Origin of the sequence: Cohnella sp. GCM10012308, assembly GCF_042649185.1 — a bacterium.
Lineage (GTDB): Bacteria > Bacillota > Bacilli > Paenibacillales > Paenibacillaceae > Cohnella.
This window is the reverse complement of the sequence record NZ_JBHRYU010000025.1, coordinates 57,192-79,868: the sequence shown is the minus strand read 5'-3', so window position 1 is coordinate 79,868 and position 22,677 is coordinate 57,192. Positions and strand designations below refer to the sequence as shown.

At 59.4% G+C, this 22,677-nt stretch carries 16 protein-coding genes; 13 read left to right on the top strand and 3 right to left on the bottom strand.

Annotation, left to right across the window (positions count from 1 at the left end; genetic code table 11):
* The first annotated feature begins 731 nt into the window (after nt 1-731).
* Complete coding sequence (locus tag ACFOTD_RS23315; RefSeq protein ID WP_378122335.1) at nt 732-4,646, top strand: glycoside hydrolase family 9 protein; 3,915 nt, start codon at nt 732-734, stop codon at nt 4,644-4,646.
* Between the two features lie 485 nt (nt 4,647-5,131).
* On the opposite strand, the gene ACFOTD_RS23310 is transcribed toward ACFOTD_RS23315, so the two are convergent.
* A complete protein-coding gene (locus ACFOTD_RS23310; RefSeq protein ID WP_378122334.1) occupies nt 5,132-5,971 on the bottom strand; it encodes an amidohydrolase family protein in 840 nt (279 codons plus the stop codon).
* Nucleotides 5,972-6,344: 373 nt separating this feature from the next.
* Between ACFOTD_RS23310 and ACFOTD_RS23305 the strand changes: the two genes are divergently transcribed.
* Both ACFOTD_RS23305 and ACFOTD_RS23300 read left to right on the top strand, forming a co-directional pair.
* Nucleotides 6,345-7,406 carry an LLM class flavin-dependent oxidoreductase gene (locus ACFOTD_RS23305; RefSeq protein ID WP_378122333.1) on the top strand — a complete coding sequence of 354 codons (1,062 nt, stop codon included), beginning with the start codon at nt 6,345-6,347 and terminating at the stop codon, nt 7,404-7,406.
* Nucleotides 7,407-7,969: 563 nt separating this feature from the next.
* Nucleotides 7,970-8,404, top strand: coding sequence for a hypothetical protein (locus ACFOTD_RS23300; protein WP_378122332.1), 435 nt, complete (start codon nt 7,970-7,972; stop codon nt 8,402-8,404).
* Between the two features lie 70 nt (nt 8,405-8,474).
* Here ACFOTD_RS23300 and ACFOTD_RS23295 read toward each other — a convergent pair whose 3' ends face one another.
* Nucleotides 8,475-9,719 carry a sialidase family protein gene (locus ACFOTD_RS23295; protein ID WP_378122331.1) on the bottom strand — a complete coding sequence of 415 codons (1,245 nt, stop codon included), beginning with the start codon at nt 9,717-9,719 and terminating at the stop codon, nt 8,475-8,477.
* A gap of 176 nt (nt 9,720-9,895) precedes the next feature.
* On the opposite strand from ACFOTD_RS23295, the gene ACFOTD_RS23290 reads away from it, so the two are divergent.
* From ACFOTD_RS23290 to ACFOTD_RS23260, 7 genes are all read left to right on the top strand, one after another.
* On the top strand, nt 9,896-10,273 hold the full coding sequence (locus ACFOTD_RS23290) for a hypothetical protein (RefSeq protein ID WP_378122330.1): 378 nt from the start codon (nt 9,896-9,898) through the stop codon (nt 10,271-10,273).
* Between the two features lie 144 nt (nt 10,274-10,417).
* Nucleotides 10,418-11,620, top strand: coding sequence for a glycosyltransferase family 2 protein (locus ACFOTD_RS23285; RefSeq protein WP_378122329.1), 1,203 nt, complete (start codon nt 10,418-10,420; stop codon nt 11,618-11,620).
* Between the two features lie 13 nt (nt 11,621-11,633).
* Nucleotides 11,634-12,707: a glycosyltransferase family 4 protein gene (locus ACFOTD_RS23280; protein ID WP_378122328.1), complete on the top strand. Its 1,074-nt coding sequence runs from the start codon at nt 11,634-11,636 to the stop codon at nt 12,705-12,707.
* 341 nt (nt 12,708-13,048) lie between these two features.
* Nucleotides 13,049-13,663: a DUF47 domain-containing protein gene (locus tag ACFOTD_RS23275; protein WP_378122327.1), complete on the top strand. Its 615-nt coding sequence runs from the start codon at nt 13,049-13,051 to the stop codon at nt 13,661-13,663.
* A 29-nt stretch (nt 13,664-13,692) separates the two neighbouring features.
* Complete coding sequence (locus tag ACFOTD_RS23270) at nt 13,693-14,688, top strand: inorganic phosphate transporter (protein ID WP_378122326.1); 996 nt, start codon at nt 13,693-13,695, stop codon at nt 14,686-14,688.
* Between the two features lie 105 nt (nt 14,689-14,793).
* Complete coding sequence (locus ACFOTD_RS23265) at nt 14,794-15,738, top strand: DUF1861 family protein (RefSeq protein ID WP_378122374.1); 945 nt, start codon at nt 14,794-14,796, stop codon at nt 15,736-15,738.
* 396 nt (nt 15,739-16,134) lie between these two features.
* Complete coding sequence (locus ACFOTD_RS23260; RefSeq protein ID WP_378122325.1) at nt 16,135-16,539, top strand: VOC family protein; 405 nt, start codon at nt 16,135-16,137, stop codon at nt 16,537-16,539.
* Nucleotides 16,540-17,586: 1,047 nt separating this feature from the next.
* On the opposite strand, the gene ACFOTD_RS23255 is transcribed toward ACFOTD_RS23260, so the two are convergent.
* Nucleotides 17,587-18,168, bottom strand: a complete 582-nt coding sequence (locus tag ACFOTD_RS23255) for an aminotransferase (RefSeq protein ID WP_378122324.1) — start codon at nt 18,166-18,168, stop codon at nt 17,587-17,589.
* Nucleotides 18,169-18,456: 288 nt separating this feature from the next.
* On the opposite strand from ACFOTD_RS23255, the gene ACFOTD_RS23250 reads away from it, so the two are divergent.
* The 3 genes from ACFOTD_RS23250 to ACFOTD_RS23240 all read left to right on the top strand — a co-directional run bounded on the left by ACFOTD_RS23250 (nt 18,457) and on the right by ACFOTD_RS23240 (nt 22,560).
* Nucleotides 18,457-18,798 (top strand): YerC/YecD family TrpR-related protein, encoded by a 342-nt coding sequence (locus ACFOTD_RS23250; RefSeq protein WP_282910846.1) that lies wholly within the window; start codon nt 18,457-18,459, stop codon nt 18,796-18,798.
* Nucleotides 18,799-19,048: 250 nt separating this feature from the next.
* A complete protein-coding gene (locus ACFOTD_RS23245; RefSeq protein WP_378122323.1) occupies nt 19,049-20,869 on the top strand; it encodes a sensor histidine kinase in 1,821 nt (606 codons plus the stop codon).
* Between the two features lie 65 nt (nt 20,870-20,934).
* Complete coding sequence (locus ACFOTD_RS23240; RefSeq protein WP_378122322.1) at nt 20,935-22,560, top strand: response regulator; 1,626 nt, start codon at nt 20,935-20,937, stop codon at nt 22,558-22,560.
* Nucleotides 22,561-22,677 lie beyond the last annotated feature (117 nt).

Here is a 22,677-nt window from a genome sequence, read left to right as displayed (position 1 = left end):
CCGACGCAGGGGAGAACCTGGGTCGGTTTTTTTATTATTTCGAAAGGTATCCCCCTCGCACAGGAACGCTCGTCTTTCCCCCGTTTGAACGCTATCCCCTTTGCACAGGAACGCACGCATCTCCGCCGTTTGAACGCTATCCCCCTCGCACAGGAACGCACGCATCTCCGCCGTTTGAACGCTATCCCCTTTGCACAGGAACGCACGTTTCTCCGCCGTTTGAACGCTATCCCCCTCGCACAGGAACGCACGCTTCTCCGACGTTTGAACGTTTTCCCCTCGCACAGGCAGCCAGGCAGGCTGACAGACAGTCGGGCGTTGCGATCGCCATCGCTCGTCTCCCCGTGCGCAGGTCTGTTCCCGGCGACATGACGCGGCAGGCTTGTCCGATTCTGGGAAACGATGACGAATCCGATGACCTGCGTAACTGTCTGAATGACAGGCAGTGGAGCTAGAATGGTCCAATCAAGGCAGGGAATGCGGGGGTTGAGGCCGTTCCTGAGTGAAGGGGATATCGTTAAAAAGGCAAAATCCGGTACGCGATGCAGACGGAAAATAGCGGTACTATGCGCGACGAGGAGGAGGGGGAGGGTATGCCGACCGTCTAAGCGGATGAACGGCTTGATAGGTCGACGAACGAGTGTGCGGGACCGACTGCACCAGGGGATGGGAAAGACTGCCAACGATTTAGGCAAGATTTTCGCGAAACAAGCACGTATGGAGGAGATCCGATGAAGATACGCAAACGCAATCAAAAAAGCTTGTTGCTGGGCTTGTTGAGCCTCAGCCTGTTCGCGGGCAGCTGGCCTGCGCCAAGCGCGAAGGCTGATGCTGCCGTGCCCGGGGTGACCGTGCAAAAGTATATCATGATCGACCAGTTCGGCTACCTGCCGGACGGGGACAAGACGGCCGTGCTCGTCGATCCGCAGGTCGGCTACAATGCCGCGGACGCATACACGCCGGGAGGGACGCTGGAGGTGCGTCGCACGTCCGACGATTCGGTCGTGTTCAGCGACGCGCCGAAGGTTTGGAACGGCGGCAAAACGCAGGAGAAGTCGGGCGACCGCGGCTGGTGGTTCGACTTTTCCGAAGTTACGGCTGCCGGGGACTACTATATTTACGATCCTGCGAACAACTTCAAATCCTATGACTTCACGATCTCGCCCGACGTCTACAAGGATGTGCTCAAGGCGGCGATCAAGACTTATTACTATCAACGGATCGGCACGCCTCACCTGGCGCAGCACGCCGGCGCGGCTTTTGCGGACGATGCGTCGTTCGTGGGACCCTATCAGGATACGCAGGCGCGCAGCGTGCTCGATCGCAACAACGCCGCCACCGAACGCGATCTGTCGGGCGGCTGGATGGATGCGGGCGACTTCAACAAGTACGTGACGTACACGGCGCAGCCGATCAACGAGCTGCTGACGGCGTATGAGCAGAAGCCGGACATTTTCACCGATGACTACAACATCCCCGAATCCGGCAACGGCATTCCCGACGTCATCGACGAGGTGAAGTGGGAGCTGGATTGGCTGAAAAAGATGCAGGAGAGCGACGGCGGCGTGCTCATGAAGGTGGGCGTGCCTTCGTCCGGCAAGATCGGCGAATTCAGTAACCCGCCGAGCAAGATTACCGTTCGCCGCTACTATCTGCCTAAGACGTCGGCGTCGACGGTCGTCACGGCGCTCAACTTCGCGCATGCCGCTGTCACGCTCGGCCAATTCCCGACGCTGCGCGGCTATGCCGACGATCTGAAGGCCCGCGCGATCAAGGCGTGGAGCTGGTATCAAAATAATCCGAAAACGGCCAACGCCGACCACGGCGAGATCGAGGCCGGCGACGCCGACATGGCGCTCGCGCAGCAGGCGCAGGTGGCGACGGTCGCGGCAGCGTATCTGTTTGCGCTGACGGGAGACCAGACTTACCATACGTATTTTAAAAACAACTATACGACGACCTGGCCGATGTCCGACGCTTATTGGGGACTGTACTACGGCGAGCAGGCGGACGGCGTCATGTACTACACGACGCTTCCCAACGCCGATCCGGCCGTCAAAGCGCATATCCTGGAACGCCGCGATCTGCATGACTTCACGCAGGCGTTCGTAGACAACGAAGACCTCTACCGCTCCTATGTGCCGGATTTCTCGTACCACTGGGGAAGCTTGCAGGTGAGAGCGCGCGCGGGCGCTTCTTCCTACGATTTCGTCCAGTACGATATTAATCCGCAGAAGCGGGACAACTTCAATAAAAAGGCGCAAAACGTGCTGCACTACTTCCACGGCGTCAATCCGCAAGCCTACACGTACCTGACGAACATGGGCGCGTACGGCGCGGAAAACTCAATTAAGGAAATCTACCACAGCTGGTTCGCCGACGGATCGCCGTGGGACAGCGCGCCTCCCGGATTCGTGCCGGGCGGGCCGAGCGAGCAGTATTCGGGCAATCAATCGCCGCCGCAAGGGCAGCCTGCGCAGAAGATGTACAAGGACTGGAACGGCATCGTCATGGAATGGCCGGGCCATATGGACAACTCCTGGGAGATTACCGAGAACGGCATCTATTATCAATCGGGTTATATCAAGCTGCTCGCCAAATTCGTCAGCGCGCCTGCCGCGCCGACCGAGCCGCCGGCAGCGCCGGCGGCCGTTTCCGCCGCAGCTGCGGGCACGACGGCCATGCAAGTGAGCTGGAGCCGTGCGCCGGGCGCGACGGGCTACGACATCGAGGTGGACGGCACGGCGCGGGACAACGGGCCGGCGCTCTCCTTCACGCATGAGGGACTGCAATCGGGCACCGAGCATGCGTATCGCGTCAGAGCGAGAAACGCGCTCGGCACAAGCGAGTGGACCGCCTTGGCGACCGGGAAGACGGACGTTCCGCCGCTGCCTCCGGCAGCGCCATCCGGTCTTAAAGCCGAGCCGACGGGCGCGTTCGCCATCGCCGTCAGCTGGGGCGAGGCCGAGCGTACGACCAAGTACGAGCTCGAGGTGGACGGCACGATCGTGAATGCGGCCATGCAGACGGCATACGCGCACAAAGGGCTGGCGGCAGTCTCCACGCATACGTACAGGGTGCGCGCTTCCAACAGCGGGGGCACGAGCGCATGGAGCGCGCCGGTGACGGTGAAAACGCCGGTCGCGCCGCCGACGAGCGTCATCGACCTCTCGCATGCGGGTACGGACGGCTACACGTTCGGCCAATCTTCCGACCAGGTAAGACGCTATCAGACGTTTGTCGCCGATTCTTATCCGGTGCTGACCGGTATTGAGGTCATGCTCCGCAAGTTCGGCAATGCGGGCAACGTGACGGTATCGCTGTACGCAACGAACGAAGGCAAGCCGACGGGCAATCCGCTGGCGACCGCGACGATCGCGGCCGGCTCGGCGAACGAAGACTATAAGGTATTGCCGGCGGTGCTGAAGTACAGCGGTCTGCAGAGCGGCAAAAAGTACGCGATCGTGCTTGGCCAGAGCGGCTCTGGCAACGATGGCATCTACGAATGGCTCGCAGGCGCTGATGTGAGCGGCGACTATGACTTCGGCAAGTTTACGGGCTCGGAATACGTGGACGAATCCCAGATCGGGGACGGCTGGACGAAGCTGTACGTCGCGCAGAGCGCCGATCCGCAGCCGCAGCCGCCGGCGGTGCCGACAGGCCTGAACGCTGCGGCTGCCGGCAGCACGTCGATCACGCTCGGCTGGACGGCCGTGGCAGGCGCGACCGGCTATCAGATCGAGATCGACGGGGCGTCGGCCTACGTGCAGGCGACGGGCGCGTCCTACACGCATGGCGGCCTTGCGGCCGGCACGACGCATACGTACAGGGTGCGCGCGGTGAATGCAGCAGGCGCAGGCGGCTGGAGCGCGGTCGTGAGCGCGAAGACCGGTCAGAATCAGCCGCAGCCGCAGCCGCCGGCGGTGCCGGCGGGCCTGACCGCAGCAGCGGCCAGCGGCACGTCGATCGCGCTCGGCTGGACGGCCGTGAGCGGCGCGACCGGTTACCAGATCGAGATTGATGGGGCATCGACCTATGTCCAGGCGACGGGCGTGTCGTACACGCATAGTGGCGTAGTTGCGGGGTCGACGCATTCTTACCGGGTACGCGCGGCGAACGCAGCAGGCACGAGCGGCTGGAGCGCTGTGGCGACCGCGACGACGCCGGGACAGTCTTCCGCGTCCGTCATCGATATTTCGCATAACGGTACGGACGGCTTCACGTTCGGCGAGACGAGCGATCAGGTCAAGCGCTATCAGACGTTCGCGGCCAACGCCAACAAGAAGATGACGAAGGTCGAGGTCAAAGTTAAAAAGTACAACGGCCCGGCCGACCTCACCGTGAGCCTGTACGCGACAAAGGACAACAAGCCGACAGGAAGCGCGCTTGCTACCGCGACCGTCAAGGCGTCCGCGATCGGCGAAGACTTCGCCGTCGTCGGCGTGCCGCTGGCATACAGCGGTCTCGCGAACGGCACGACGTACGCGATCGTGCTCGGCCAATCCAAAAACTCGGATTACGCCAACTATGAGTGGAGCACGTCAGAGGTGAGCGCCGGCCTGAAGTACGGCAAGTACAGCGGCGGCAAGTGGATCGACGAGTCCGGCATCGGCGACGGGTGGCTGAAGGTTTACGTCGGACAATAATTTTATCCGGCAGGTCTATGTTTAAAGTGCGCGAAAAAGCCGCCGCAGGGGTGACCCTGCAGCGGCTCTTTTCGCCTCTTCGTGATAAGTAAACGCACTTTCGGTGTGCCGGCGCTATTCGATGTTTTGCTGGTCGAAAACCTGCATTTGTACATGTATTTTCTGCCACCCCGCGACTCTTGATGAAATACCTGCAAATGTGCAGGTAAATGCAAAGCGCAAGCCGAAAATCCGGCTGATGAGGGAAATTAACTGCACTTTGGCATCTATTCTGAACAAAAGGGCCGACGTCGGCGGAAATAGATGTAGATTTGCAGGCATTACGGGAAAAGAACAACGCGGGCAATGATAACCCGACCTATAGCAGGAACGGCTGCGGATCAGCCGTCGACAGGCGTTCCGCAAAAAGCGAGTTTCGGATACCCGCCAACCTAAAAGAGACCGACAGGGCGATTTTCCCTGACGGTGTTTGTTATCTTCTCAAATCAGAGGGGGATTCCGAGCAATTCGGCGCCGTTCCGGTACAAAATGCGGTCGAGCACGCCTTCCTTCCATTCCTGGTCCCGGAAATGGGACAAGGCGAAGTCGTAGGGCACGTTAGGATAGCAGGTGCCGAACAGAATCCGGTCGCGCAGTTGGAAATTGGCGGCCTCTACGTACAGCTTGCTGCCGGGGAAGCCGAGGTACAGGTCAGGGGACAGGTAGACGTTAGGGCAGAAAATCGCGAGCGCGATCGCATCGGAGACGAAAGGCCAGGCGCCGTGCGAGATAATGATTTTCAGATCGGGATAAGCCCGCGCCGCCCGCGCGAGACCGCCGGGTCTGGCATAGTCGAAGTCGACCTGCGGGCCGACAAGGCCGAGAAAGCCGCTTAGCGTGACGGATAGCGGGAGCCCATGCTTGAGGCATGCTTCAAAGATCGGATCCCAAGAGGCGTCTCCGATCGGGAAGCGCGGCTGCAGTACGGCCGGATTAATGGATACGCCGCGAAACAGCCCTGTCGTCGCATACTGCTCGATGGCTGCAACGGCACCGGCCACATCCGGGCTGTCCGCGCCGATGAAGCCGATGAACCGATCGTCCGTACGGCTCGCCAGGAAGGCGGCCAACTCCTCGTTCGACGATCCCGGCTCGTTGCCGCGTCCCATGATAACCGTATGCGCGATGCCCAGCGCTTCGCCTTCGCGAATGACCTCGTCCAGCGTTTCCGAGCGCACGGGCTCGAGTCCCTGCAAATTCAATAAGCGGCTCAGCGCGTCCTTGCCTTCCGCAAACAACGATTCCCATGCGGGGATCGGCGGCTTCATGCGAAAATCGATGATCACGTCGCGGTTCCTCCTTGGTTAAATGCTCGTTTACTACAGAATCTACCATCCGGTTTCCGACGGGGTCTAATCGATTAATCGAATCGAAGGATTAACAAATCCAATCGTTGCAAAACGGCGGAGATGGCGGCGTGGCAGGCGGGGGGTGTGGAAGGCGGAATGTATGGAAGGCGTGGATAGGGTGGCGGGAGTTCGGGCGGAGAGCGATCCCCGGAGGATCGCTTCTTTTTATTAATATCGATCGATGCATTCAAAAACTCTATTAGACGCTGCGTCGAGGCAGGGCGTATAGTAGGTTCATCTGCAATTCTGACTAATTTACCTGGAATAGTGTGCAGGCTTGCGTTGGTTCCTATTACCGAGGAGGTTCACCATGAAATTTGCCTTATTCAGCCTGCTGATGAACATACCGAATGCGGTGACCGGGGAGACGCTGACCGACCAGGAGAAGTTTCAAAATGTGTTGAAGCAGGCGGCGCTGGCCGAGGAATTGGGCTTTGACGCCTATGGCGTAGGGGAGCGGCACGGCGAGCCGTTCCTGTCCTCGTCGCCGGCCGTCGTGCTGACCGCCGTCGCCGCGCGCACGTCGCGAATCCGGCTTCTGACGACGGTGACGGTGCTGAGCGTGCTCGATCCGGTGCGCGTCGCCGAAGATTACGCCACGCTCGACCATCTCTCCGGCGGGCGGCTGGAGCTCATTATCGGCAAGGGCAACGATCCCCGCCACTATCCGCTGTTCGGCATCCGGGAGGAGGAGCAGTGGGAATCGCTCGCGGAGCGATACGCGCTGCTGAAGCGTCTTTGGACGGAGGATAAGGTAACCTGGGAAGGGAAATACCGTCCGCCGCTGAGCGAGGTGACGATCTATCCGAAGCCCTTTCAAAAGCGGATTCCCGTCTGGCACGGCAGCGCTTCGAGCCCCCTCTCGACGGAGCTGGCGGCGAAATACGGCGAGCCGATTTTTTCGTCCAACACGTTCCATCCGATGGCCAAGTATCAAGCGCTGATCGACCATTATCGCGAGCGTTGGGCGTATTATGGCCACGATCCGAAGGATGCGCTCGTAGGCGCGGGCGCAGGCCAGCTGTACCTGGCCGATACGAAGGAGGAGGCGATCCGGCGATATCGGCCTTACTACGACGCGTTCGCGGCGACGGCCTCGTCGCAGCACAACCAGTCGCCGTTTACGGATCTCGAGGATACGATCGAACGCGGGTCGACGCTCGTCGGCAGCGCGGACAGCGTCATCGAGAAAATATTGCGCTACTACGAGGGCTTCGGCAACCAAGTGCTGGCAATCAGCGTCGACGGGCTGACCGAGTCCGAGCAGCGCGAGCAGGTAGAGCGCTTCGCCGCGGACGTCATGCCGGTGCTGCGGCGGGAGATCCCGAGCACGGTATGGAGCGATCGGCCGCTGACGCTGCAGCGGGTTTGACGCGAGCGGCATGACCAATAGTATAGAGTCGAGTCGAGGCACCTAGGGCTAAAGTGGACACAGAAGCCGCTATTTTGCCAAAAACTCACCCGATCCCTACCGCAGCGGACCGTGGTTCCGTTATGCGCACATTTTCGTGGGCCTGCCCGCACTTTGCGTCACATTAGCGTACCCTATGTCCGCAGCGTCGCCAGAATCGGTGCGTCGGAAGGAAATAAGGGATTGTATGTCCGCGCCAAGGCTTTAGGAGAGGCGAAGCGCCCCGCGCACCGGCAATCCGGCCCATCGCCTTCCCTAGGAGAGGCGATGCGCCCCGCGCACCACACAGCCGCACCCAGTCGCACCGCCCCAACTTTGCACCACGACAAACGAGCCCCTTACGCAGCGCCCCTGTCTCCGATGTGCCTTCGATGTGCCTTCGACTTGCCTTTACCCGGTCTCCGCTCGGTCTCGCCCAGTCCCCATACCCCGCCGTGGCGCCAAAGGGGCGAATACCGATGCGGTCAACGCACAGACCGGCTGTCCTTCTTGGTCATAACATATGACGAAGGAGGGGATTTCCAATGGCAGCTAGATTTTTGGATTCCAAAACCTCGCAAAATGCGAGCTATGCCAACTCGATCGCGATCCCGATTACCGTAATCGGCACGCCTCAGTTGGTGGCCCAGCAGACGCTCGACTTGTCGGCAGGCACCGCGGGCTTGACCCGGGTCGAATTCACGGGGATCATCGCGCTCCAGCTTCCGCTGCTTCCTGCGGTAACGAACATCACGTTGGATGTTTATCGGGGGCTCACGACAGGCGGGGTTCTCGTATTCTCGGCGGCGGAGAACCTCAACATCAACCTCCTCGGCCCGCAGCTGATTACGATTGCCGGCTCGGACTTCAACGCGCCCAATACGGCCGGCGTCGCCTACTCGGTTTTCGTAACCGCGTCCGTGCTCGGAACGGTCCGGGTCGGTCCGGAAAGCTACAATTTTACGGGCGTCTCCGACTAATCGCTCGTCGGTTCCAACGCAAAAAAGAAGAGCCTTCGCGGCTCTTCTTTTTTTGCGACGGACGCGGTGGTCAAGGGATGACGATATCCGAATACCCCGCGAAAATCGTCTGCGAGCCCGGGCTCGTGTCCATCCATACGCCGATGTAGCCGCCGGGCGGAACGCTGATGATGTCGATGTAGTCCCCGATGAGCGGCACCGGCGTCGGGCTGCTGCCGTTCGGATTGAACGAGGTGTTCGTAATGCGCGTGTTCGTGAACGTCGCGCCGCCGTTGATCGAACGCGCGACGAATACGTCCAGGTCAAAGCCGTCCACCTGGTTGCTGTAATAAATGATATTGACGACGCCGGTGAGCGGGTCGACGTCGACAGACGGAAAAAAGTTCTGGCTGCCGGCGGGCGCGCCGGTAATGGGGACCGGGACGGACCAGTGCTGGCCTTGATCCGTGGATTTGGACATGAAGATGTCGGCATAGCCCTGACGGTTATCCTGCCAGACCGCATAGACGTCTTCGGTGAACGGCCCGATGGACCGGTCCGTAGAGATGCTGGCGAACGTAAGCACGCGAAAGTTGTAATTCGGAACGGGCAAGGGGTTCGGCACAGGAACGACATTGGCCACGAGCACGGGGGCCTCGAACGTCGCGCCGCCGTCCAACGATCTGCGAATGATATAGTTGTAGCTCGGATTGACGGTGACCCAAGCCGCGTATACGATGCCTGTCAGACTTACCGCCACTTCGGGCCGCTCGACCTGGTTCGATTCGCTGGAGAGGAGGATCGTCGTATTCCAAGTCGCGCCGTTGTCGATCGAACGTTGGAGAAACGCCGTCGAATTCCCTCCGTTCGCGACATTGAATTGATGGTTGTAAGTAACATATATATTGCCGAGATAGGGACTGGACTGGCCGACGTCCACGGTAACATTCGTCTCGTCGTTATTGATGTAGGTGCCGAAGCCCGGCGCTACAATCTTTGGAGGGCTGAATGTCACGCCATTGTCGGTAGAGATGTAGAAGATGGTCGTGCCGTCGGAAGCGCCGGGAAAGGCATGGGCCGCGACGACGAACGTGTTCGGGAATCCGTAAGCGACCGTCGGCGCTTCCGCGCCGGTAAATCCTGCGGGCAGCGGAAGCGTGGCGTTGCTCCAGCTGTTCCCGCCGTCCAGCGAGCGATACAAGCCCGTCATAGGCGAGCCGCTGCTGGTATCGACGGATACGGCAACCATGATGCCTGGGATCAGCAGATTCACGGCGACGCTCGGCTCGAACTTGGGAAAGCCCGCCGGCGTGACCTGAAAGTTAAAATTGGTCATTCTGCGCGCTCACTCTCCTTTCGTTTTTTCGGATAAATTAGTTTACTGCCGCCTGTGCCTTGCGAACTATGCGCATGCCTGCCGAAGCAATAAAATACGCCTTTTTCGGGGCCAAGTTGTCCAGTTGCGTCCGGCGCGTTCCGAATAAAGTAGAGGAGGGAAGGAGGGAATCCAATATGGCTACTTTTACGACGGGTTTGATTACGAATACGCGGGCGACCGGATCGGCGGCTTCCAATATCGTCGTCAGCGCGCGCAACCTCAGCAACGCGAGCGCTACGGTCGTCGTAGAGGTGTTCGGCGTTCCGAGCACTACGCTTGTGCTGACGCCGCTGTATGTGACGGGCTATATCCTGCCTGCTTTTTCGTCCGACATCCGCACCTTTTTTATCGCCGGCAACGTGTCTTACGAAGTGCAATACAGCGTCACAGCGACGCTGACCCAGGTCGCCATGTCCACTTACGGCATCGACGAGTTCGGCAATCTCGTGACCGAGCAGCGCGTGCTGCAATCCGAGCTGACGCCTACCGCCGGACTGACGATACAAGTTTAAGAGATGCATATCGAATGAAGCCGGCGTGCGAACGCCGGTTTTTTTGCGTGGAGAAAACGAAGGCAGGCCTGGGTTAGTCGCACAAGCAAACCCGCGACAGCCCCATACACTAACATCATCTATGCACGGAAGAGGTGACGCTTCATGGTCGACCTGGGCGTAGTCATGCCCGTCTACAAGCAAAAGCCGGCCTTTCTGAAGGCCGCGCTGGAGTCCGTGCTTCGGCAATCTTACAAGGACTTTAAGCTGATCGTCGTGATCGACGGCGCGCCCGAGATGGAGCCGCTCGTGAAGCAGTACGCCGACGGCGACGCGCGGGTCGAAATGATGCCGCTCGAACATAACCAAGGCGTGGCGAACGCGCTGAATGCCGGGTTCAAGAAGCTGTATAAAATGAAGCAAATCCGGTATTTGTCCTGGGTATCCAGCGACAACGTGTACTATCCGGCTTTTTTCGCGACGCTGCGGAAGGCGCTGTCCAAGGGACCCGACGAGCTCGGTCTTGTCTACAGCTCTTTTCAATCCATAGACAACGACGACAGGCGGCTGAACGACGAGCTCAAGCTCGCGGCCCTGCGCCAATATCAATCCAAACCCAAAGATAAGCTGCTCGACTCCTCGATCATCGGGGTCTCTTTTATGTATAAGGCGAAATACGCCAAAATGATCGACGGCTACGGGCTGCAGCCGGTAGAAGATTACGACTATTGGCTGCGGTTGACGGAAAACTGCGATATCAAATACATCCCCGTCGAGCTGATGGACTACCGGGTGAACTCGACCTTCAGCATCTCGGCGACGCTTCAGACGGACGCGCAGCACCGGTATTGGCGCTACCGTTATCATCTGGCCAGACATATGGCAAGACGGCGCCGAAACATCGAGCCGCTCGTCACCGTGATCTATCCGGTTAGCGCAGCGGACGGCGCTTCGATCGGGCGGCTTGAAAACTTATACGAGCAAGCGTTCAGCAATTACTACTGCTACGTGCTGGATCTGACGCCGGGCGGGCAAGCGACAGCGCTGCTGTCCACGATCTCGCATCCGACGACGGACTTCAAGACGTTCGCGAACGAAACCGAGCTCAAAGCGCTGCTGTACGCCGTGCAGATGCTTCGCACGCCATACACGATGGTGCTTGGACCCGCGCATTTCCCGGACCCGATGGATATGGAGTTCCTGATCGCGCAGCTGTCCAAGTCGGACACGGCTTTGTTGTCCAGCTACTATGCCGACGATCGTACGGACATTCTCTACCGGCTGCCCTATGGCGCACCGCCCAAGCCGAGCCTCTACAACGAGCTGTTTCGCACGGAAGCCCTTCTTGCGATTTTAAAATCTAAGTGAATGAGTGATGAGGATGAAAATTCTATTCACCTTTTATAATCCGAGCGGCGGCATGGAAACGCTGAACCGGGTTCGCAGCCGGGCGCTGATACACGCCGGGCACGAGTGCCATCTGCTGTACACGCACGATGGCCAGGGTCGCAAGAACATCAGCGGCATCAAGACGTTTATCACGGGGAACGACTATTTGATCGAGCGCCTGATCGAGCGGGAGAATTACGACGTGATCGTCGTATGTACGGACATCTTTTTGCTGCAGAAAATCCGGAATTGGGATTACGAAGGAACGGTAATCTTCGAGATCCAGGGTCTCGGCACTTACGAGACTGCACGCGCCATTCTCCAGGACTTCGCGGCCAGAGTGCGAGTCTACGCAGACGCGCTGCTCTACCCGAAGACGGATCACCTGATCGAGCTGATGGGCGAGCTTTTTCCCCAACTGCCGCAATTCTGCTTCGACGATCCCCTCGACGCCGAGCAGTTCAGCTACGAATCCTATCCCAAGAAGCCTTTTCCGATCGTCGGGTGGGTAGGACGGCTTGAGAAAAATAAAAATTGGCAGGAGTACCTGCTGATCGGAAACAATCTGAAGGGCTATTATCCGGACTTGCAGCTGTGGATGTTCGACGACGATACGCTGTCGGAGCCGCCGGAGAAGGCCGTTTTCTACCAGACCTTGCAGTACCTCCAGCTGTCGGACCGGCTCGTGCGCCATTCGAACATTCCGCACGAGCAGATGGCGGACTACATGTCGATTATCGGGGATTCGGGCGGATTTCTGTGCTCGACCTCCATCATGGAGGGCTTCGGCTATGCGGTGGCGGAGGCGATGCTCTGCAGATGCCCGGTGCTCTCCACGGATTCCGACGGGGTTCGAAGGTTCATTCGGCACGATAAAACGGGGAAGTTCTACCGTAGGGGCGACATTGCGCACGCGACGATGGAGGCCCTGTCCCTGATGCGCGATCAAGCGCTCCGCGCTTCTATCCTGGAAAACGCGAATGAGCATATCCGCACACAGTTTTCCCCGCAGCTCTACACGAAGCAGTTCATGAAAATGATGCGCCAGCTCGGCTGCAACGATTAGCATAAGCCGCCATCGTTGCGGCTTTTTTGCGCGCGAAGGATGGCAGCGGGTTTAGAATGAGACTTTCCTTAAGCGGGCGATCGGCAAATTTTCAATTTATTTTCAGCCGGCGCTTTTACAATGGACGTTAAGTATAGGAATCGGGCCGCGGGCCTGGGCGGATTAGAAGATCGGTGGAAGGCAAAACTAATCGTAATCCTCGTTTTGAAGACCCTATACCATGTTTGTCCGCTGTGATAAAATATGTAAGGCAATTTGTGTCATCGCTGTGTAAAATCGTGACGATTCGTGACGAAGAATGTAAAATCAAGGCATCCATTGGTGAAAGAAGGGGCTTAAACGTGTTCCGGAAAAAAGACATCTTTTTTAAAACGCTCGAGGATATGGCCGATCTGATCTTGGAAACGACCGAGCGGTTTCTGGCCGCCGTCAACAGCGATATTCCCGACCCCAGCGCGTTTTCCAAGGAAATGAAGGATTACGAGCATCGCGGAGACCAGTTCGCGCATCTGATCATCACCGAACTGAACAAGACGTTCATCACGCCGATCGAGCGCGAAGACATCCTGGATCTGACCAAGCTGCTTGACGACGTGCTGGACGGCATCGAAGCCGTTGCATCCCGCTTTGATATGTACCATGTTAAAAAGCCCGACGGAAACATCCGCAAATTCGCGGATTGCCTGAACCGTTCGGCCGTCGAGATCAAGTCCGCGATCTATCTGCTCGGCCAGAAGAAGCTGCTCGCCATCCAGACGCACTGCGTGAAGCTGAACGAGCTGGAGAACGAAGGCGACGATCTGCTGCGGGAGAGCGTGAAGACGTTGTTCCTGAACGTTAAAGATCCGATCGAGCTGATCAAGCTCAAGGAAATTTACGAACGTCTCGAGCAGACGACCGATTCCTGCGAGGATGTCGCCAACACGCTGCAATCCATTATTATGCGCAATTCTTAATGCGCCCGGGACAGGACTGAATACATCGCATGGATATCACCATTTTAGTCGTCATCATCGTCATCCTGGCGCTGGGGTTCGACTTTATCAACGGCTTCCACGACACGGCGAACGCGATCGCCACCTCCGTATCCACCCGGGCGCTCAAGCCCCGCGTGGCGATTCTGCTCGCGGCGGTCATGAACCTCGTCGGCGCGCTGCTGTACACCGGGGTCGCCAAGACGATCGGCGGCAAGGTGACGGACCCGTTCAAGCTGGAGCACGGCCTGACGGTCGTCATCGCTACGTTGATCGCGGCCATCATCTGGAACCTGATCACCTGGTGGAAGGGCATTCCGTCATCGTCCTCGCATGCGCTGATCGGCGCGCTGGCCGGCGCGGCGGTCACCTCCGAGGGCTGGTCGGGCATTAATGTTGGCGGATTTTCGACAATTGTTCTCGGATTGCTTATTTCGCCAATCATTGCGTTTGTTTTGGGGTATATAATTATGTTCTTGCTGAAGCATCTCTTCGCGAGGACGAGCCCGCATCAGGTGAACAAGGGATTCCGGACCGGACAGATCCTGACAGCCGCGCTTCAATCGTTCACGCACGGGACGAACGACGCGCAGAAGGCGATGGGCATCATCACGCTCGCGCTCGTATCGGCCGGATGGCAGGATCACCTTGAGGTGCCGCTCTGGGTCAAGATCTCCGCAGCGCTCGCGATGGCGCTCGGCACGTCGGTCGGCGGCTGGAAGATCATCAAGACGATGGGCACGAAAATTTTCAAGATCGAGCCGATCAACGGATTTTCGGCGGACGCGGCATCCGCGGCGGTTATCTTCACCGCGACGCTCACCCATCTGCCCGTGAGCACGACCCACGCGATCACTTCCTCGATCCTCGGGGTCGGCGCGGCCAAGCGCTTCTCGAGCGTTCGCTGGGACATGGCAGGCCGGATCATTATGACGTGGATCATCACAATCCCGATCTCGGCGCTGATCGCGGCGGCGATCTATGCGGTATTAAGCCTGTTTCACTAAAAAAATGGGCACAGATGCACGCGCCAACGCAGCCGTTACCACATTACAATATAGAGAAACATGGTGTTCTCCACGGGACGGAGTCTGGAGGAATTCACGCCTATGATCCAAGCATCCGCACAGCAAGCCAAATCATGCGTCGAACTGCTCAAGGAGTTCCGCCTCAAAGGTACGGACGCCAGGGGCGAGAAGCTTTTTTTCGCCGGAGTCGGCAGACGCGACGTGTACAACGTGACCGCGCCATTCCTCGACGAAGGGGAGTGGGTCATCGCCGGCCGCGTTGAAGACCGCGCGAGCGAGCGCTCTTCCATTATGTTTTTTGTGGAGAAAAACGGAAAGTGGACGCCCCGCGAAGGCGCGCCTGTCTTTGAATTGCAGGATCCTTTCTTCACCTTCGTACGCGGCGAGCTCGTGCTCGGCGGCGTTCAGGTGTTCTTCGATCCTGACGATCCCCACTACGTGACGACGTGGCGCACGGTGTTCTACCGGGGCTACCGCGTTCGCGAGCTGCGGGAGTTCGCGCAGGGACCGCTGACGATGAAGGACGTGCGCCTCGTCGATCAGCAGAACGGCAGAATCGGCGTCTTCACGCGGCCGATGCCGGTCGGGGACGCGCGGGCGATGATCGGCTACGCCGAGATCTCCGATCTTGACGATCTGACCGAGGACCTGATGGCGAATGCCGAGGTGCTGAAGGGCCAGTTCCTCAAGGTCGAGTGGGGCGGCGCCAACGAGATCCATCTGCTGAACAACGGCAAGCTCGGCGTGCTCGGGCATGTCGCCTGGATGGACTACGGCAACATCCGCCATTACTACCCGATGGTGTTCGCGCTCGACCCGGCGACCCGCGCGCACACGCCGCTCAAGCTGATCGCCACGCGCAACCTGTTTCCCGAAGGCCCGGCCAAGCGGCCCGACCTCGAGGACGTGCTGTTCAGCGGCGGCCTGCGCCGCAACGGCGACGGCACCGCGACGCTGTACACCGGCGTCAGCGACGCCGAGGCGGCGCGGATCGTGATCGAGGATCCGTTTGTCGAGTACGAGGCTTAGAGGGTTGGGGCGTGCAGGGCTGAAGAGGGCTAGTGCGTTCATGGCTTAGAGCTAGTGAGCACAATGCTTAGTGGCTTAGCGGCTTAGTGAGTACATGGCATTAGAGGCAGGAAGTGCAAGACACGAGAGATAAAATGCTAGACGTAAGAGGTAAAGTGCAAGGGCCGCTCCGGTTGGGGCGGTCTTTGTTGTTGGATGCGGCTTCTGCCGATGCGGGCGCTGGAAGTGGAGGATGAGCGGCGGGAGGTTGGGGAGTAACGTTGTGTGGAGTAACATTGGTGTCGTGGCAGGGGAGAGCGCCGGGAGTGGCGTTGCGTGGAGTAACGTTTGTTTTGTGGCGGGGAGAGCGTCGGGAGTAGCGTTTTGGGATTACTTGCGAATAGGAGGAAAGACGATTTGAGACCGACAACTGGAATCGTAGTGGATCGGCTTGATCATCTTGTGCTGACCGTAGCAAATATCGAGGCGACGGCCGCGTTCTACCAAAGCGTACTCGGCATGCAAGTGACGCGCTTCGGGGGAGGCCGCTACGCGTTGAAGTTCGGTCGCCAGAAGATCAATCTGCATGAGCGGAACAAGGAGTTTGAGCCGAAGGCATTGGCGCCAACCCCGGGTTCCGCGGATTTATGCTTCATCGTGGAGACTTCGATCGAGGATGCGCTCGCCCACCTGAAGGCGTGCGAAGTTGAGATCGAGGAGGGGCCCGTAGCGCGTACAGGTGCGAACGGACCGCTGGTTTCGATTTATATCAGGGATCCCGATATGAACCTGATCGAGATCTCGAATGAAGCGAACGAGTAGGCGGGAGCACTAACGTAGGCCTTTGAGTTTATCATTCAGGGGCCTACTATTGTCATACACGCGACGAGTAATCGCTTGGATGGACTGGAGAGCCGCTTTTTTGCGCGGACACCAGACAATCGGCTGCCCATCGGACCCAAGATCCGTTATTGGGCGTTTCGGTGGCGGAATAGCGGATCCTCGGTCCGAAACCGAGCAGAATGGGCCCGATGATGGAAAATAGCGGCTCCTGAGTCCGTTCGAAGCGGCGCAAGCAGCGCGCGCGAATCGAACGGACACCAGGGCCGCTATTTTGCTTAAACGCCGTACAATCAGCAGCCCATCGGACCCAGGATCCGCTATTCGGCGTATCGGCGGCGGAAAAGCGGCTTCGGTGGCGGAATAGCGGATCCTCGGTCCGAAACCGAGCAAAATGGGCCCGATGACGGAAAATAGCGGCTCCTGAGTCCGTTCGAAGCGGCGCAGCAGCGCGCGCGAACCGAACGGACACCAGGGCCGCTATTTTGCTTAAACGCCGTACAATCGGCAGCCCATCGGACCCAGGATCCGTTATTGGGCGTTTCGGCGGCGGAAAAGTGGCTTCGGCGGCGGAATAGCGTATCCTCGGTCCGAAACCGAGCAGAATGGGCCCGATGACGGAAAATAGCGGCTCCTGAGTCCGTTCGAAGCGGCTCAAGTTGCGCGCGCGAATCGAACGGACACCAGGGCCGCTATTTTGCTTAAACGCCGTACAATCGGCAGCCCATCGGACCCAGGATCCGCTATTCGGCGTATCGGCGGCGGAAAAGCGGCTTCGGTGGCGGAATAGCGGATCCTCGGTCCGAAACCGAGCAAAATGGGCCCGATGACGGAAAATAGCGGCTCCTGAGTCCACAAACGATAGAGCCGCCCACCGCGCCGCACCTCATATCGTCGGCCGCTTCAGCGCCACACATCGTCTCCCGCCTCGCGCCTCACGCCGTCGCCCTCAGCGCCACACATCGCTGCCCGCCGCATATTACACCTCACATCGCCGTCCGCCTCAGCGCTGCCTGATCACTGCCTGCCTCAGCGCCGCCGGCTGCCCGCCCGCCGCCGCGCGCCGCTGGCTGCGCGCCGCCTGCGGCTGCTGCTGCCGGTGCGCCGGCGCGAACGTCTGCGCCTGCGGCGACGCGGGCGCGGGGCATAATCCTCGTCGTCGGTGTCCGCGGACTTTTTGCCTTTGGACGTGAAAATCTTGATGAGCGGCGCGATCTGCTGGACGGAGGACATGATCTTCTGAATCTTGCCGATATTGCTGATCAGGCCCTCGATGCCGCCCATTTTGTCGATAAAACCCTTGACGCTCTCCAGGTTGCCCGCGTTCAGCAGCGCGCTGAGCCCGCCGCCCTTCGCGGCCGGCGCGGCTGCCTGCGCCGCGGCCTGAACGGGCGCGCCGCCGAAGAGCGCCGGCGGTCCGGAGACGGGGGCGCCGCCTCCGAGCCCGGGAAAGCCGCCGCCGGCAGCACCCGCGCCGAGTCCGCCGCCGGCAGCTCCGCCAAACCCGCCGAGCCCGCTAAAGGAGTCGAGGCCGGCTCCGCCGCCTTGCACGGGGAAGCCGCCAGGACCGCCGGTCCAGTTGCGATTGTACGAAGACGGTATGCGGTTCATGCCATCACTTCCTTCTCTGCTCTGAATCGCCGCGCCCGCCCATGCCGCAGGGCAGGATCAACCTATGGCGGCGTCCGATGATACACCATATGTGCGATGGCCCGGCGCCGAATGGACGAATGCCCGCCCAGATTCGGAATTTTGCGGCTCCTGCCCGATTTTAGCTCTGTAAAGCGCGAATACGTTGCAGGTTGAACTGCTTACCCAAACGCAGTACAATAGAGTGAACCGCTATTCATGTTCCGTTCATATAACGGAGCTACTCGTTAGAAACTGAGGTGTGCCCGAATGCAGCTGAAGAAGCTGAATGACAAGTCGATCGACCAATTGTTCGAAGCGATTCTGACACTGAAGTCCGTGGAGGAATGCTACGTTTTCTTCGACGATCTGTGTACGGTCAACGAGATTCAGTCGCTGTCCCAGCGACTCGAGGTCGCGCGGATGCTCGGCAAGGGTCAGACGTACAACCAGATCGAAGCGGAGACCGGAGCCAGCACGGCAACCATCTCCCGCGTGAAGCGGTGTCTGAACTACGGCAACGACGGCTACAAGTTGACGCTGGACCGTCTGGGCCGCTTCGGCAAGACAGCCGACGATGCGGAGCAAGCGACGGAGATTGAGCAAGTCTAGCTTGTCCGGAGAGCGCCCGTTAACGGGATGCTTTGCGGAGCACGTATAGGATTACCGATCGAATGAGAGCAGGGGTGTTCGCACAGCGCCGGAAGGCGGCTGACGGACAGCCCTTTCTTTAATTGGCGGCAATTTTGCCGCTTGGAGCGGCGACGACGTCGGCTGCCCATCATTTACATATTTGGGATTGCCGGACCGACGGACGGCGGTTATGCTAGTAACAAACGCGTCGCTCCGGGGAGAGACATCCATGCGCATCTGGCATTCCGTACGGTTCAAGATCGTCTTCGGCTTTTTTGTTGTAATCGCTCCCATGGTCGTCTTCCTGATCTATAACAACCTTTACGCCATGAAGGTCGTCCGCCAGCAAATCTCCGCCCACTACGACAATCTGCTCCAGACCAACATCAAGCAGAACGACAATATCCTCCACGAATACATGGTGTATCTCAACCGGCTCGAGAGCAATCCCGACGTACCGCTCATACAGGCGCTGACCGCCGCCGACAGCGACTTCATGCTTGCAAAGATCCGGCTGCTGAACCAGTTCGTGCGCGACTCGAGCGGCATCTACTACGGCATGATGGACACGCTTTTCATTTTCGACCGGAAGGCCGACGATCTTTATTACGTGACGCAGGACAATAGCACCTACACCGACAAAAAGGACGTCTTGCTCGGCTGGTCGCGCAATTATCTGCGAGGCACGGGCCGCCTGCAGCCGGACGCCGGCGAATGGACGCCGATGATCATCGGCACCGCTCCGGATTCGCAATATTTGATGTGGACGTACGATCTCGGGCTCGATGTCTACGCGGGCGTGCTTGTGCGGGACCGCAGCCTGCTGCGGGTGCTCGAGGGATTTGACGTCGGTCCGGACGGCGGGACGTTTCTGCTGAACAAGAAGGGCGAGCTGCTCGCGGACAGCGATTCGACGCTGATGAATGATAACGTTTTCCGTCAGGCAATCGTGTCGCGCGCAGGCGATTACGGGGTCATGAAGCAGGGGGGGGAATCATACCTCGTCCTGTCCCAGGCCTCCGACCAGGTCGACGTCGTCTACGCGATCGTGATGCGCGAGGACTTCATTTTGCAGAACCTCCCCTTTTTCCAAAAGGTGCTCTACTACTGGATCCCGCTGTTGGTGGCGCTGCTGCTCATGATCTATCTCGTCTTCCTGCAGCGCATCATGTTCAAGCCGCTGGTCGATCTCATACGGGGGATGCGCAAGCTAGGCCAAGGGCGCTTCGACATCCGCCTGCCGACCGACCAGAGCAGCGAGTTCGCGTTCATGTCGGGCACGTTCAACAATATGGCCGGACAGATCGAGAAGCTGAAGATCGACGTCTACGAGGAGCAGCTGCGCGTGCAGAAGGCGGAGTACAAGCATTTGCAGGTGCAGATCAACCCGCATTTTTACATGAACAGCCTGAATATCGTCTACAATCTGGCCGCGCTCAAGGACTTCAAGTCGGTGCAAAAGCTGTCGCTGCATCTGGCGGATTATTTCCGTTTCCTCATGCAGAGCCACCGGCAGACGGTGCGGCTCGAGGATGAGCTGCGTCATATCGGTCACTATCTGGAGATTCAGAAAATCCGCTACGCGGGCAAGCTTGACTATGACGTGCGCGTACAGCCGGAGCACCTTCGCTGCGAGCTGTCGCCGCTCATGGTGCAGCCTTTCGTCGAGAATTCGATCATCCACGGGTTTGGAAAAAAGGTGCCGGACGGCACGATGTTTCGCATCGAGATCGAGACGGAAGCGGATGCCGCAGACCCGGAAGCGTTCATGCTGCTGCTGATTCGCGACAACGGCATCGGGTTTCCCGCGGATATGCTCGCCGATCTGGCGGCAGGCACTTACGCGGAGGGAACGGGCGAGGAGCATCTCGGGATCTGGAACATCTTGCGGCGCTATCGGATGCTGTACGGGGACGAGCGGGGAATCGCATTTGCCAACGCGCCGGAAGGCGGTGCGGTCGTGACGATTCGGCTGCCGTGCAAGGGAGCGGCGGCATCGGCCGCAGATGGCATGAACGATGCTGGCATCGATGAGGAAGGAACGGGCTAGGACTTGGGCGGAAAAGGAAAGACGCGCGGTCGACGCCGGAATCGAGAAACGAAGGGGGAAGCGCAATGGTAACGATGCTGGTGGTGGACGACGAGATCTATGCGCTCAAAGGAATCACGCAGGGGATCGAGTGGGGCGATCTTCCGATCGCCCGCATTCTGGAGGCCGACAGCGTGCCCGAAGCGCGGCGGCAGCTCGAGGAGAATCAGGTGGACCTGGTCATCTCGGACATCGAGATGCCCGGCGCGAGCGGCATGGAGCTGCTGCGGTATATCAAAGAGGCGTGCCCCGCTACGCTGACGATTTTCCTGACCGGACACGCCCGGTTTGAGTATGCGCAGGAAGCGATGCGCCACGGCTGCTTCGAATACGTGCTTAAGCCGGTCGACCATGACGTGCTGAAGGAGATCGTGCGGCGGGCCGTCGCGGAGATTGAGGAGCGACGGGCGCAGCTGGCGTTCGAGGAGACGCTTGAGACCTATCGCCGCCAATGGACGAATCAGCTCCCGATCCTGGTGGAGCGGTTCTGGCAGGAGGCGCTGGCGGGCGGGTTGCCGGCATCGCCGGAACGGCTGGCGCGGGAATACGCGACGTACGACATTCCGCTCTCCGCCGGCGATGCCGTGCTGCCGGTGCTGCTGAGCGTCGAACAGTGGGACGTGGCGCTCGACGGTCGCGACGAGCGCATCATGGAGTACGCGCTTCGTAAAGCGGCAGCCGAGATCATCGTCGGCGCCGAAGGGGCGGGTGCGGCTTTGCAGGATCGCGCCCAGCAGAGCCTTGTGCTGCTGTATGAGGCGAACGAAACGCGCGGAGAGGTGCTCAGGCGATGCCGGGATTACATACGGGCATGCCGCGAATATTTCCACTGCGCGGTGTCCTGCTACGTGGGTGAACCGGCGGCGCCGCAAGCGCTGGCCGCGGAGCTGGAGCGGCTCGCCAGGGTGGAGCGCGCCAACGTTGCGCAGCCGGCATCGGTCATAGACGCATCGAACGGCGCGGAACACGGGGGAAACGGCGCCGCGGCGGGTAGTTCGGGCGGCGGACAGACGCTGCCGCCTTTCATGGAGTGGGGCATCCTGCTGGAAGGGGGAAGCGCAGCCGAGCTGGAAACGGCAATCTCGGAAGCGCTGCGACGGATGAAGGAAGAGGGAGCGGGCCGCGAGAGCTTGGAACTTTTCTACTACGGCTTTGTCCATATGCTCTATCAGTCCGCGCTGCGGCGCGGCGTACCGGCCGGAGAATTATTTGCGCAGCAGGAGCTCGCCGACGGTCTCGCGTCGCGGACGACGGATAGCATGGCGGCATGGGCGCTCAGGCTGCTCGCCAAGACGAATGCGGCGCTGCTCGACCGGCAGCGGGACGCCTCCGCCGTCATCGCCAAGATCCAGAGCTATGTCCAGGAGCACCTGAACGAGGAGCTCGGCCGCGACGACATCGCGAGAGCCGTCTACCGCAATCCGGCTTATCTATCGCGGCTGTTCCGCAAAGAGACGGGCATGTCGCTCACCGACTACATCGCCCAGGCGAAGATCGAGCGCGCCAAGCGGCTGCTCACCGAGACGAACGACAAGATCAGCAACATAGCCGAAGGCCTCGGTTATATGCACTTCTCGTATTTCGCCAAGCTGTTCCGCAAGATTGCGGGCGTGACGCCGCAGGATTATAGGAAGAGGCATCAGTCAATTTAGATGCTGAAATGAAATTGAGGTAAATATAGGTAAAAAGAATCATTTGTCGCGAATAAATACCTAACAAGCTCTAAACTTTTTGTCGGATAATGACGATTACTGTCTACGATACCATCG

Coding starts and splice junctions, on each gene's coding strand:
- ACFOTD_RS23315 (WP_378122335.1), top strand. CDS start 732: ATGAAGATACGCAAACGCAATCAAAAAAGCTTGTTGCTGGGCTTGTTG.
- ACFOTD_RS23305 (WP_378122333.1), top strand. CDS start 6,345: ATGAAATTTGCCTTATTCAGCCTGCTGATGAACATACCGAATGCGGTG.
- ACFOTD_RS23300 (WP_378122332.1), top strand. CDS start 7,970: ATGGCAGCTAGATTTTTGGATTCCAAAACCTCGCAAAATGCGAGCTAT.
- ACFOTD_RS23295 (WP_378122331.1), bottom strand. CDS start 9,719: ATGACCAATTTTAACTTTCAGGTCACGCCGGCGGGCTTTCCCAAGTTC.
- ACFOTD_RS23290 (WP_378122330.1), top strand. CDS start 9,896: ATGGCTACTTTTACGACGGGTTTGATTACGAATACGCGGGCGACCGGA.
- ACFOTD_RS23285 (WP_378122329.1), top strand. CDS start 10,418: ATGGTCGACCTGGGCGTAGTCATGCCCGTCTACAAGCAAAAGCCGGCC.
- ACFOTD_RS23280 (WP_378122328.1), top strand. CDS start 11,634: ATGAAAATTCTATTCACCTTTTATAATCCGAGCGGCGGCATGGAAACG.
- ACFOTD_RS23270 (WP_378122326.1), top strand. CDS start 13,693: ATGGATATCACCATTTTAGTCGTCATCATCGTCATCCTGGCGCTGGGG.
- ACFOTD_RS23255 (WP_378122324.1), bottom strand. CDS start 18,168: ATGAACCGCATACCGTCTTCGTACAATCGCAACTGGACCGGCGGTCCT.
- ACFOTD_RS23250 (WP_282910846.1), top strand. CDS start 18,457: ATGCAGCTGAAGAAGCTGAATGACAAGTCGATCGACCAATTGTTCGAA.
- ACFOTD_RS23245 (WP_378122323.1), top strand. CDS start 19,049: ATGCGCATCTGGCATTCCGTACGGTTCAAGATCGTCTTCGGCTTTTTT.
- ACFOTD_RS23240 (WP_378122322.1), top strand. CDS start 20,935: ATGGTAACGATGCTGGTGGTGGACGACGAGATCTATGCGCTCAAAGGA.